Raw genomic sequence first — 12,000 nt, 5'->3', positions numbered from 1 at the left:
CCGGCCCGCGCCCTCGGCCAGGGCGCGCGCGGCCTGGCGCAGCACCTCGCGCGATGCGCCCATGGCGAGGTGCGTCGAAGGCGGGAAGGGCAGCCCGCGGCGGGGGAGGGCGCGCAGCGCCTCGCCCAGCGCGAAGGGATCGTCGGTCTCGATCGCGGCGGCGCGCGGCGCGCCGTGGTCGGGGATGCCGAGGCCGGCCAGCACATGCTGCACGTAGTCGAGGTTGCGGAAGACGCCCTCCGTCCCGTGGGCGCGCTTCGCCTTCATCAGCAGGCGGAGTTGCGCCGCGCCCCAGGCGAAGGCGCTGAGCAGCGTGGCGAGGTCGAGCTGCGACACCTCGTTGACGCGCAGCGGCAGGACGCGGGCGGGCAGGCCGTCGCCGTGGCGGGCCAGCGCCTCGATCAGCGCCTCGCCATGCGCGTCGTGAACCAGGACCAGGGGCGTCTCGCCACCCGCTTCGCGGTAGGTCAGCAGCAGGGTGCGGAGGCGCCGCAGCAGCGCCTCGCTGCTTGGCAGGGCGTAGCTGGCGGCGCCGGTCGGGCAGACCGCGGCGCAGGCGCCGCAGCCCGCGCAGATCTCGGCGGAGACCACCACCGAATCCTTGCCGGGCGTGATCGCGCCGGTAGGGCAGAGGTCCAGGCAGCGCGTGCAGCCGGTGCGGCGGTTGCGGCTGTGCGCGCAGAGCGAGGCCTCGAAGGTGACGAAGCGCGGCTTGTCGAACTCGCCCACCAGGTCGCGGGCGGCGGCCACCGCGCGCTCCACCGCGGCGGCATCGGCGGGGTCGGCGCGGAGATAGCCCTGGCGCAGCTCATGCGTCGGGAACAGCGGCGCGCCGCCGGTCAGGTCCAGGATCACGTCGCAGCGGCTGGTCGCGCCGTCCTTCGCCGGCCCCCATGCATAGGCGGCGCGGGAGGAGGGGCGCGGCATGGCATAGCCGTCCACGGTGACCTCGAAGGTGCCGAGCCAGCCGGTGGCGGCGCGGGCGCGGCCGCGGGCGACCGGGAATTCGGCGCTGCGCAGCGGCTCCACGGACTCGGCGCCGGTCAGCAGCACGGTCACGTCCAGCGTGGCGGCCAGCCTGCGGGCGGCGTCCAGCGCGGCGGCGTCGCGGCCCAGCACCAGGGTCACGCCCTCGCTCTTGAGCGGCACCAGGGGGGTGGCCGGCATGGGCACGGCGGCGGCGGCGATCAGCGCGGCCATCTTGGGGCCGGCGGCCTTCGCCTCGTCGGACCAGCCGGCGGTCTCGCGGATGTTCACGAAGGCAAGGGGGGCGGCGAAGCCGGCTTCCTCGGCCTCCTGCTCGAAGAGCGGGGCCTGGGCGGTGCAGGCGACGGTGACCGGCCGGCCTTCGCCGAGCGCCGCCAGGAAGCGGTCGAGCTGGGCGCCGCAGAGCTGCTCGGCGCTGCGCATCTCCCCCTTGCAGCCGCGCGCCACGGCGCGGCCGTCGAGCGGCATGGTGTCCTCGCAGGAACAGACGAAGGTGGTGGTGCTCATGCGCGGACAGGCTTCCCCAGCGTTCCCCGACCCCTAGGCTCGGGGATTTGGGGCGCATATATCGCCCCGGCCGAGCCGTTGCGAGGCATGGGGAGGAATTCTTCCGGTCGTGTCGTCCGCCGCCAGCAGCCTGCTGCCCGAACTGCCCTCGGTCTTCACGCCCGTGGTCCCGCTGCGCGAGGCCGGGGACGCGCTGGCGCGGGCGGTCGCGCTGGCGCCGCAGCACGGGGCGGGGACGCTGGCCTGGGTGCGGAGCGCCGCGCGGATCGAGGCGGCGGTGGTTCTGGAGCCGGAGCAGCCCCTGGCCGCGGCGCGGCCGGCCCTCTACGCCGCGGCCTCGGCCCTGGCCGATGCACTGGCCGCCTTCGGCCCGCCGGAGGTGCCCCTGACCTTCCGCTGGCCCGGCCGCGTCGCGGTGAATGGCGGCGAGGTGGGGGGGGTGCGGATCGCCTGGCCGGAGGGCTGCGCGGAGGATGCGGTGCCGGACTGGATCGCGGTGGCGGTGGAGGCGCGTCTGATGTTCCCGCAGGGCTGGGAGCCCGGCCACGGCCTGGCCCAGACCTCCCTGCAGGAGGAGGGCTGGGACCTGGAGGAGGCGACGGCGGCGGAGCTGACCGCGGCCTGGGCGCGCCACCTGATGGCGAACCTGGCGGAATGGCAGCGCGCCGACGCCACCGGCGGCTTCCGGCGCCTGGCGGAACGCTACCTGGCGCGGCTGGAGGACGACGCGCGGATGGCAGGCGGCAAGCGCGGCCTGGACCCGGCGACCGGCGACCTGGTGGTGGACCGCGGCGGCGCGCGCGACCGCTTCGCACTGGCGGAGGCGCTCGGCGCATGACGAAGCTGCCGCGCACGGTCCGCCTCGACCGGTCCGACACGCTGATCTACGAGCCGGCGGCGGAGCCCGGCGAATGGGCTGTGCCCGGCGGCTTCGAGTTCTGGGACGAGACGCCGGCGGCGATGTCGGGCAAGCGGCGGCAGGCCTTCCGCGGCGGCTTCCTCGGCCTGTCGTCCTTCGGCTGGTCCACCCTGGTGGAGGTGGCGGAGGCGACGCCGGACCAGCGCGCGGCGGCGCTGGAGGCGCTTGCGGCGCATATCCGCGCGCGGCACGGCGCCCCGGACGAGGCCGCGGCGCGCGCCGCGGCGGCGGAGGAGATCGCCTTCGCCGAGAGCCTCTGCGACCACCCGCCCGGCACCATCCTGGCGCTGTCGCGCAGCGAGGAGGGCGGCGAGCAGCGGGAGCGCTTCCGCACGCTCCATCTGCGCGACACGCCGCATACCCGCTTCGACACGCTGCCGGTCTTCGGCATCGCCGTGGTGGAGGGCGAGGAGGAGGTGGTGGAGACGCCGGACCTGACGAAGCTGGGCGCGCGGAACGGGATATGAGCGGGCATCATCACCACGAGCACCTGCCCAAGCCCCCGCCTGGCCTGGCGCCCGGCGATTTCTGGGTGGCCTGCGGGCATCACCTGTGCGACCGCGACGAGGACGGGCGCATCCACGCCACGCCCGATCTCTGGCGCGCCTTCTGCGCGCGGCCCGAGCTCGTCCCGCCGGAGGAGGCCTGCGATGCGGAGCGCGCGCTGCATGCCGCGCTGCTGGCCGACCCCATGCGCGCCGTGCCGCCGGCGGAGCTGGCTGCGCTGGCGGACGCCGATGCGCGGGAGAACTGGCAGGTCTTCCTGTCCTTCCGCGACCGCGTCGCGGCGCAGCCGAACCTGGAAGCCGCCTGGCTGAAGCTCTACGCCGATGGCGTGGCGGGAATCCCGCCGCTGTTCCTGCAGATGCTGACACATCTGGTGGTGCGCAGCGCGATGGAGGGGGTGGGCGATCCCTTCGTGCTGCGCGCGGCCGAATGCCTGTTCCGCCCGCAGCGCGCCGGCATCCACCAGGGCTCCACGCTGCTGGCGGACGAGGAGGTGGTGGACATGAAGGCCGCCGGCAGCGACTACGGCCCGCTGGGCCAGCTGCTGACCGAGGCCGGCGTGCCGCCGCGCGAGGTCGAGATCGACGTGCTGGGCGAGGCGAACGCGCCGGCCTATTTCGCACGGTCGGACGCGCACGACTTCGCCCTCGACATCGCGGAGACGCGCGAGGGCCAGAAGGCACTGGGCCGCGCCATCGAGATCTTCCTGAAGCACATGCTGGGCGAGGTGGTGACGATCCGCCCCGTGCCGGTGATCGAGGACCGCAACTGGACCTGGCATGTCGGGCTGGACGCCGAGGCCACGGCGATCGCCAACGACCTGTGGCACGGGAAGAAGGTGAAGCAGGAGAGGCTGGCGCGGATCCTGTGGCTCGGCGTGCTGGAGTTCTCGGAAAGCTCGCGCGTGATCCCGCGCGCGGCGGGGAAGCCGGTGTACCTGGCGCTGGCGATGGACGTGGCGCAGAAGGTGCGGCTCAAGCCACAGAACCTGGTCGCCGGCCTGCCGCTGAAGGCGCGGGGGGAGGCGGCGTGAACCCCCGGTCCATCCGCATTCCCGTGGCCGTCCTGGCGGAACGCCGGCCCGGCGTGACGAAATGGGCGGACGAGGTCTGGCGCGTGGTGGAGGTGCTGGAGGAGGCGCCGCCCGTTCCCGCCTGGACGCTGCTGCGGGAGGAGGCGGGGCGCAGCCTGTTCTTCGCCGGCGTGGCCGAGGTGGCGCTGCATCCGACGGACACGTCCAACTACAAGCACAACCTGGAAGCCGCGCAGCCGCTGGTCTGGGTGGCGCTGCGCCCGGCCGCGACGCCGGCTGGCTTCGCGCTGCAGACCGTGACGGTGGACCCCGGCGAGGCGCATCTCCACGCCGACACCGGCAATGACCTGGTGGAGGCGTTGCCGATGCCGCCCGGCCTGCACGCGGCAACCGCGGCCTTCGTGGCCGAGCACCACAAGGAGCACGCCTTCTACAAGCGCAAGCGCGACCGCGCCGACCCGGAGGCGCTGGCGCGCCGCGCCCCCGGGGCAGCCCGCTTCCCGGCGGAGGAGGAGGAATGACCCGCGGCGCCGAGGAGACGGAGGGCGAGGGGTTCCTGGCCCGCTGGTCGCGCCGCAAGCGCGCGGTCGCGGAAGCGGGCCCGCCCGTCGAGTCGTCGCCGGAGGCTCTGCCCGCGGACGCGACGGCCGAGGCGACCGACACCGCACCCGCCGAGGCCGAGCCGTCGCCGCCCCCGCGGGCGGCCTGCCCGATCCCGAACCTGCCGGAGATCGACCCGGCGAGCCTGCCGCGAATCGAGGACCTCACGGCGGAGAGCGACTTCTCGCTGTTCCTGCGGCCGGGCGTGCCCTCGGTGCTGCGGAACGCCGCGCTGCGGCGGATGTGGAGCCTGGACCCGGCGATCCGCGACTACATCGGGCCGGTGGACTACCAGTGGGACTTCAACACCCCGGGCGGCCTGCCCTTCGGCTTCTCGAACGAGCTGGGCGGCGATGTGGCAAAGCTGCTGGCCCAGGCGATCGGGCGGCTCGGCGAGGATGAGGCCGAAGCCGCCGGGCCGCCTGCCGAGGAGGCGCCTGCCGCGGAGGCGCCGCCCATGGCGATGGCGGAGTCCCCGCCCGCCGTGACGGCGGAGGCCCCGCCCGGTGCGGAGACGGACGACCCGTCCGCGGCGGTTCCGGCCGACCCGGAGCCGCGGATCCTGGCAGCGGAGATCCCGGCGGGGCCGGTGCCGCCGGCGGAGGCGCCGGCGCCGCGCCGGCGCCATGGCGGGGCGCTGCCCGGCTGATGAGAGTGCGCTAGGTCATATAGAAGACAATGGTCACGCAACGATGTGTCGTGCCGTCCGAAATCACGCCTCCGCGAGCCTTCCCTCTTGCACAAGCGCGACGACTGCGCTTGTAGGGAAGGATTGGGGAGACGGGCGGCTGCGTCGGCCGGGTAAGGCGGGAACGCGGTCCCCGTGACTGGGCAGGGAATGGCACGGGCCGCAGCGATCACGCACGATCCGGTCGATGTCGAGCGGGCGCGGCTGTTCGCGCTGCTCGGGCGGCTGATGGGCGGCGCGCCGGATGCGGGGCTGCTTGCCAGCCTGAAGCTGTTGTGCGGCACCGAGGGCGAGCTCGGCGAGGCCTATGCGGCGCTGGCCGCTGCGGCGGCGGCCGCCACGCCGGAGTCGGCGGAGCGCGAGTTCTTCCAGCTGTTCATCGGCGTCGGCCGCGGCGAGGTGCTGCCCTACGCCTCCTACTATCTGACCGGCTTCCTGCACGAGCGGCCGCTGGCCGACCTGCGCGGCGACTTGGCGCGGCTCGGGATCGAGCGCGTGGAGGGCGTGGCCGAGCCCGAGGACCACATCGCCTTCGTCTGCGAGACCTTCGCGGGGCTGATCGCCGGCGCCTTCGCCGCCGACCCCGACGAAGCCGCAGGGTTCTTCGCCCGCCACATCCGCCCCTGGGCCGCGCGCATGTTCGCGGACCTGGAGAAGGCGGAGGCGGCGGGCTTCTACCGCGCGGTCGGGCGCCTTGGGCGCATCGCCGTGGAGATCGAGGCCGCGGCGGCGGACCTGCCGGCCTGAGACGCAACAGCAAGGAAGAAGGGAAGCTGGGACATGAGTGCTGCGGGGGAGGACAGGTCGGTGCGTCGAGGGTTCCTGAAGGCCTTGGGCCTTGGCACGGCGGCAGCCGCCGCGGCGGCGCCGGCGCTGGCGCAGCGCGCCGACAGCGTGCCCGCGCGTGACGCCCGCAAGGAGAACGAGGCGACCCGCACCGCGGCCCGCTACCAGCCGAACGCGGCCGGGGTGCAGGCCTTCTACCGCACCAACCGCTACGAAAAGTAAGACCGGGAGAAAGCGCAGATGCTGATCAAGCGCTCCGAAGGCCGCGCTGCGAAGCAGCGGCTGGCCGCGGCCTATGCCGGGCTGAGCTCCGGCGGGCTGGACCGTCGTTCCTTCCTTCGCCAGGCCGGCTTCGCCGGTGCGGGCCTCGCCGCGCTCGGTGCGCTCGCGCCGTCGCGCGCGCAGGCCGCCGGCGCGGCCACCGGCGTGATCGACCACGCGCGGCCGGTGCAGCGCGTCAAGAACATCTGCACCCACTGCTCGGTGGGCTGCACGGTGGTGGCCGAGGTGCAGAACGGCGTGTGGGTCGGCCAGGAGCCGGCCTGGGAATCGCCGATCAACCGCGGCACGCATTGCGCCAAGGGCGCGGCGGTGCGCGAGCTGGTGCACGGCGACCGCCGCCTGAAGTTCCCGATGAAGCTGGTGAACGGCGAGTGGCAGCGGATCAGCTGGGACGTCGCCTATCGCGAGATCGCCGACAAGATGATGGAGATCCGCGCCAACAGCGGCGCGGACAGCCTGTTCTGGCTGGGTAGCGCCAAGTTCTCCAACGAGGGCGCCTACCTGTTCCGCAAGTTCGCGGCCTTCTGGGGCACCAACTCGGTCGATCACCAGGCGCGCATCTGCCACTCCACCACGGTGGCGGGGGTGGCGAACACCTGGGGCTACGGCGCGCAGACCAACTCCTACAACGACATCCGCAATTCCAAGACCATGATCATCATGGGCGGGAACCCGGCGGAGGCGCATCCGGTCAGCCTGCAGCACGTGCTGTCGGGCAAGGAGGCCAACCGCGCCAACCTGATCGTCATCGACCCGCGCTACACCCGCACCGCGGCGCACGCGACGGAATATGTGCGGATGCGCCCGGGCACCGACATCCCGATCATCTGGGGCATGCTCTGGCACATCTTCCAGAATGGCTGGGAGGACAAGGAGTTCATCCGCCAGCGCGTGCACGGCATGGACCAGATCCGCGCCGAGGTGGCGAAGTGGACCCCGCAGGAGGTCGAGCGCGTCTCCGGCGTGCCGGGCGCGCAGCTGCGCAAGGTGGCGGAGCTGTTCGCGACGCAGAAGCCCTCCACGCTGATCTGGTGCATGGGCGCGACGCAGAAGACGGTCGGCACGGCGAATGTCCGCGCCTACTCCATCCTGCTGCTCGCCACCGGCAATGTCGGCGCAGCCGGCACCGGCGCCAACATCTTCCGCGGCCACTGCAACGTGCAGGGCGCGTCCGACTTCGGCCTCGATGTCGGCAACCTGCCAGCCTACTACGGGATCGACGAGACGGCGTGGCGCCACTGGAGCCGCGTGTGGGGCATGTCCTTCGAGGACATGCGGGCGCGCTTCGACACGCCGCAGATGCAGACCACGCCGGGCATCCCGACCACGCGCTACTTCGACGCCGTGCTGCTGCCGAAGGACCAGGTGCAGCAGAAGGACAACACGAAGGGCATGCTGGTGTTCGGGCATGGCGGCAACACCGTCACCCGCATGCCGGAAGCCGCGCGCGCGCTGGAGCGGCTCGAGCTGCTGGTCATCGCGGACCCGCACCCCACCACCTTCGCGATGCAGTCCGGCCGCCGCAACGGCACCTACCTGCTGCCGATCGCGACCCAGTTCGAGTGCGACGGGAGCCGCACCGCCTCCAACCGGTCGGTCCAGTGGTGCTCGAGGATCGTGAACCCGATCTTCGAGAGCCGGACCGACTACGAGGTGATGTATCGCCTGGCCGGCGCGCTGGACCAGGCGGCGGAGCGGCGCAACCTGCCGGTCCGCTTCCAGCGCGACATGTTCAAGGGCTTCGAGATCCGCGACAACGCGCCGACGGCCGAGAGCATCCTGCGCGAGATCAACCGCGGCGCCTGGGGCAGCGGCTATTCCGGCATCTCGCCGGAGCGGCTGAAGCTGCACCAGCAGCACCAGGACAAATTCGACCTGGTCACGCTGCGCGCCGGCGCCGATGCGCCGGCCGAGATCCGCGGCGACTACTACGGCCTGCCCTGGCCGTGCTGGGGCAAGCCGGAGTGGCGCCATCCCGGCACGCACGTGCTGTATGACACCTCGCTGCACGTGAAGGAGGGCGGCGGCACCTTCCGCGCGCGCTTCGGCGTGGAGCGCGAAGGCCAGACGCTGCTGGCCGAGGGCAGCTTCTCCAAGGGCTCGGAGATCCAGGACGGCTATCCGGAATTCACCATCGCGGTGATGAAGCGGCTGGGCTGGTACGACCTGCTGACGGCGGAGGAGAAGGCGACCATCGCCGAGGTCGGCAGCGGCCTGGGCGGGGAGGACCGCGTCTCCTGGATGACCGACCTGTCGGGCGGCATCATCCGCGTGACCATGGACAAGGGCGTGATGGCCTATGGCAACGCCAAGGCGCGCGCCGTGGCTTGGAACCTGCCGGACCCGGTTCCGGTGCACCGCGAGCCGATCTACACGCCGCGCACCGACCTGATCGCGCAATACCCGACCCTGCCGGACCGGCGCGGCTTCCGCCTGCCGCATCTCGGCCAGTCCGTGCAGGCGCGCAGCCACGAGGTGGCGCGCGACTTCCCGATCATCCTCACCTCCGGCCGCCTGGTGGAGTACGAGGGCGGCGGCGAGGAGACGCGGTCCAACAAGTGGCTTGCCGAGCTGCAGCAGGACATGTTCGTCGAGATCAACCCGGCCGATGCGGCGGCGCGGAACATCCGCGACGGCGCCTGGGTGTGGGTGATGGGGCCGGAGAACAACAGCCGCGCCCGGGTGAAGGCGCTTGTGACGGAGCGCGTCGGGCGCGGCGTCGCCTTCATGCCCTTCCACTTCGGCGGCTGGTTCCAGGGCGAGGATCGCCGGCGGCAGTATCCGCGCGGCACCGATCCGATCGTGCTCGGCGAATCCGTGAACGTCGTGACCACCTATGGCTATGACCCCGTCACCTTCATGCAGGAGACGAAGGTCACGCTCTGCCAGATCCGTGCGGCCTGAGAGACCGGGGGGAGAACACAACAATGGCCCGCATGAAGTTCCTGTGTGACAGCGACCGCTGCATCGAGTGCAACGCCTGCGTCACCGCCTGCAAGAACGAGCACGAGGTGCCCTGGGGCATCAACCGGCGCCGCGTGGTGACCATCAACGACGGCAAGCCGGGCGAGCGCTCCATCTCCATGGCGTGCATGCACTGCACCGACGCGCCCTGCGCGGCGGTGTGCCCGACCAACTGCTTCTACACGACGGCGGACGCCGTCGTGCTGCACGACAAGGACACCTGCATCGGCTGCGGCTACTGCTTCTACGCCTGTCCCTTCGGCGCGCCGCAGTATCCGCGCGTCGGCAACTTCGGCAGCCGCGGCAAGATGGACAAGTGCACCTACTGCGCCGGCGGCCCGCAGGCCGACAACACCGGCGTGGAATACGTCCAGTACGGCGCCAACCGGCTGGCCGAGGGCAAGCTGCCGATCTGCGCGGAGATGTGCTCCACCAAGGCGCTGCTCGCCGGCGACGGCGACATGATCGCCAGCATCTACCGCGAGCGTGTTCAGCGCCGCGGCTACGGCGCCGGCGCCTGGGGCTGGCGCACCGCCTACAAGGAAACGCTGAGCGTCTGATCGGGGAGGGGCGGCGCGGGCGGCCCGATCGCCCGCGCGCGCTTTGGGGGAATACGCAGATGATTGCACGCATCCTTCCGGCGCTGGCCGTGGCCTGCGCCCTGGCCTTCGGCCTGCCAGCCGCGGCGCAGGTGCAGATGGGCGGGCCGGTGGTGGGCGTTCCCACCAACCCGGTCTCGCCGACCGCCACGGCGGACGAGCTGGAGCTGGAGAAGGCGCTGACCCGCGGCCGCATCGGCGGCCGCATCTCCATCCCGGACGAGCAGGCCAGCAACCTGGTGCAGCCGGCCGGGCGGGACTGGCGCACCTTCCACAACCGCACGCTGACCTGGGTGGGCGGCATCGCCGTGCTGGGCATGCTCGGCATCATCGCGATGTTCTACGCCACGCGCGGCCGCATCGAGATCGATGCCGGCCGGTCGGGCCGCACCATCCAGCGCTTCAACCTGCTGGAGCGGTCCGCGCACTGGATGACGGCGGGATCCTTCGTCGTGCTGGCGCTGACCGGGCTGAACCTGACCTTCGGCCGCTGGCTGATCCTGCCGCTGATCGGGCCGGAGGCCTTCGCCACCATCACTCTGTGGGGGAAATACGCGCACAACTACCTGTCCTTCCCCTTCACGCTGGGCGTGGTGCTGCTGTTCCTGCTGTGGGTGAAGGACAACATCCCGAACGGCCGCGACGTCGGCTGGCTGAAGGCGGCGGGCGGCCTGTTCGGCCACGACCATCCGGCGGCCGGGCGCTTCAACGCCGGGCAGAAGATGGTGTTCTGGATCACCGTGATCGGCGGCACCCTGGTGGCGGTCTCCGGCTACGTCCTGATCTTCCCCTTCTGGGCGACCGACATCGCGGGGCAGCAGCTCGCGCACATCGTGCACGGCGTGATCTCCGTGCTGATGATCGCGGCGATGCTGGGCCACATCTACATCGGCTCGGTCGGCATGGAGGGCGCCTTCGACGCCATGGGCTCGGGCCAGGTGGACGTGAACTGGGCGCGCGAGCACCACTCGCTCTGGGTCGAGGACGAGATGAAGAAGGCGCGCGAGACCATCGCCGGCACGCCGGGCGCGCGGACGCAGGGCGCGGACTAGCCTGCAACGCGGCGGCCGCGCGGGGTTCCGTACCGCGCGGACCGTCGCGGCCGAACGACTCCTTCGGCGGCCCGGGGCGGCGTCCTGCGCCCCGGGCCGCTTCGCGTACCGCGCCCCGCCGTCGCCGTATCGCCGCGTCCGAAACCGAACGCTGTTCGAGATTGACGCATCCCGGACGGCCGGGCGAGGCTTGCGGCCGGGCAGGGTTCGGACAGGGATGGCCGCCGGGACGATCGCACTCAGCGCGACGGGGGTGAGCAAGGCGTTCGGGCGCACCGTCGCGCTGCGCGACGTCGCACTCCGCCTCGATGCCGGCACCGTGCACGGGCTGGTGGGCGAGAATGGCGCGGGCAAGTCGAGCCTGCTGAAGATCCTCACCGGCATCTACCGCCCGGATGCGGGCGAGATCACGCTGGCCGGACAGCCCTTCGCGCCGCGCGGCCCTGACGAGGCGCGGCGCGCCGGCATCGCGCTGGTCCCGCAGGAGCTGCGCGTGGTGCCGGAGATGACGGTCGCGGACAACCTGCTGCTCGGGCGGTGGCCGCTGCGCCGGCCGTTTGGTGGGCTGCTGCCCGCGGTGGTGGACCGGCGCGCGGTGCGGCAGGCGGCGGATGCGGCGCTGGCGCGGCTCGGCCTGGCACTCGATCCTGAACGGCCGATGCGCCACCTCTCCTTCGCGGAGAGCCAGGCGGTCGTGCTGGCGCGCGAGCTGGCGCATGGCGGGACGCGCATCCTGATCCTGGACGAGCCGACCGCCTCGCTGGAACGCGCGGAGGTGGACCGGCTGTTCGGCCTGCTCGACCGCCTGCGCCAGGCGGGGGTGGCGGTGGTCTTCGTCTCGCACCGGCTCGACGAGGTGCGGCGGCTCTGCGATGCGGTCACCGTGCTGCGCGACGGCCGCATGGTGGCGCTGCATGCGCGGGGCGGCTTCGACGAGGCCACGCTGGCCCGCGACATGACCGGTCGCGCGCTGGACGCCGTGCATGCCCCCGGCAGCCGCGCCGCCGGGGCGGAGCTGCTCGCCGTGCCGGCCGGCGGGCAGGACGGCGCCGTCACGGTCCGCGAGGGCCGGGTGA

At 72.7% G+C, this 12,000-nt stretch carries 12 protein-coding genes; 11 read left to right on the top strand and 1 reads right to left on the bottom strand.

The features are described from left to right. The coding region (locus OZN99_RS15385) for a 4Fe-4S binding protein (RefSeq protein ID WP_270936128.1) at nt 1-1,494 on the bottom strand (1,494 nt) is incomplete at its 3' end. 109 nt (nt 1,495-1,603) lie between these two features. Between OZN99_RS15385 and OZN99_RS15380 the strand changes: the two genes are divergently transcribed. The 11 genes from OZN99_RS15380 to OZN99_RS15330 all read left to right on the top strand — a co-directional run. Continuing rightward, the gene (locus tag OZN99_RS15380; RefSeq protein WP_270936127.1) at nt 1,604-2,332 is read left to right on the top strand and encodes a biotin/lipoate--protein ligase family protein; all 729 of its coding nucleotides are present in this window, start codon (nt 1,604-1,606) and stop codon (nt 2,330-2,332) included. Further along, nucleotides 2,329-2,880, top strand: a complete 552-nt coding sequence (locus tag OZN99_RS15375; protein ID WP_270936126.1) for a DUF6505 family protein — start codon at nt 2,329-2,331, stop codon at nt 2,878-2,880. The genes OZN99_RS15380 and OZN99_RS15375 overlap by 4 nt, the downstream gene beginning before the upstream one ends. Continuing rightward, a complete protein-coding gene (locus tag OZN99_RS15370; protein WP_270936125.1) occupies nt 2,877-3,953 on the top strand; it encodes a DUF6352 family protein in 1,077 nt (358 codons plus the stop codon). The genes OZN99_RS15375 and OZN99_RS15370 overlap by 4 nt, the downstream gene beginning before the upstream one ends. Next, complete coding sequence (locus tag OZN99_RS15365) at nt 3,950-4,474, top strand: DUF3305 domain-containing protein (protein ID WP_270936124.1); 525 nt, start codon at nt 3,950-3,952, stop codon at nt 4,472-4,474. Before OZN99_RS15370 ends, OZN99_RS15365 begins: the two co-directional genes overlap by 4 nt. Further along, on the top strand, nt 4,471-5,202 hold the full coding sequence (locus OZN99_RS15360) for a DUF3306 domain-containing protein (protein WP_270936123.1): 732 nt from the start codon (nt 4,471-4,473) through the stop codon (nt 5,200-5,202). Before OZN99_RS15365 ends, OZN99_RS15360 begins: the two co-directional genes overlap by 4 nt. Before the next feature lie 174 nt (nt 5,203-5,376). Beyond that, nucleotides 5,377-5,988, top strand: coding sequence for a TorD/DmsD family molecular chaperone (locus OZN99_RS15355; RefSeq protein WP_333779741.1), 612 nt, complete (start codon nt 5,377-5,379; stop codon nt 5,986-5,988). A gap of 60 nt (nt 5,989-6,048) precedes the next feature. Next, nucleotides 6,049-6,249 (top strand): twin-arginine translocation signal domain-containing protein, encoded by a 201-nt coding sequence (locus OZN99_RS15350; RefSeq protein ID WP_270936122.1) that lies wholly within the window; start codon nt 6,049-6,051, stop codon nt 6,247-6,249. Between the two features lie 18 nt (nt 6,250-6,267). Beyond that, nucleotides 6,268-9,213: a formate dehydrogenase subunit alpha gene (locus OZN99_RS15345; RefSeq protein WP_270936121.1), complete on the top strand. Its 2,946-nt coding sequence runs from the start codon at nt 6,268-6,270 to the stop codon at nt 9,211-9,213. 23 nt (nt 9,214-9,236) lie between these two features. Further along, nucleotides 9,237-9,833 (top strand): formate dehydrogenase FDH3 subunit beta, encoded by a 597-nt coding sequence (gene fdh3B / locus OZN99_RS15340; protein ID WP_270936120.1) that lies wholly within the window; start codon nt 9,237-9,239, stop codon nt 9,831-9,833. Nucleotides 9,834-9,892: 59 nt separating this feature from the next. Then, entirely contained in the window at nt 9,893-10,924 is a 1,032-nt protein-coding gene (locus tag OZN99_RS15335; protein WP_270936119.1) for a formate dehydrogenase subunit gamma, read from the top strand. A 253-nt stretch (nt 10,925-11,177) separates the two neighbouring features. After that, nucleotides 11,178-12,000, top strand: an 823-nt coding sequence (locus OZN99_RS15330) for an ATP-binding cassette domain-containing protein (protein WP_270936118.1), incomplete at its 3' end; no start/stop codon positions are given.

It is taken from the genome of Falsiroseomonas oryzae (genome assembly GCF_027856955.1).
GTDB lineage: Bacteria > Pseudomonadota > Alphaproteobacteria > Acetobacterales > Acetobacteraceae > Falsiroseomonas > Falsiroseomonas oryzae.
Note: the sequence above shows the minus strand (reverse complement) of the source record. Positions and strands in the feature narration are given on the sequence as shown.

Coding starts and splice junctions, on each gene's coding strand:
- OZN99_RS15375 (WP_270936126.1), top strand. CDS start 2,329: ATGACGAAGCTGCCGCGCACGGTCCGCCTCGACCGGTCCGACACGCTG.
- OZN99_RS15370 (WP_270936125.1), top strand. CDS start 2,877: ATGAGCGGGCATCATCACCACGAGCACCTGCCCAAGCCCCCGCCTGGC.
- OZN99_RS15360 (WP_270936123.1), top strand. CDS start 4,471: ATGACCCGCGGCGCCGAGGAGACGGAGGGCGAGGGGTTCCTGGCCCGC.
- OZN99_RS15345 (WP_270936121.1), top strand. CDS start 6,268: ATGCTGATCAAGCGCTCCGAAGGCCGCGCTGCGAAGCAGCGGCTGGCC.
- fdh3B (WP_270936120.1), top strand. CDS start 9,237: ATGGCCCGCATGAAGTTCCTGTGTGACAGCGACCGCTGCATCGAGTGC.
- OZN99_RS15335 (WP_270936119.1), top strand. CDS start 9,893: ATGATTGCACGCATCCTTCCGGCGCTGGCCGTGGCCTGCGCCCTGGCC.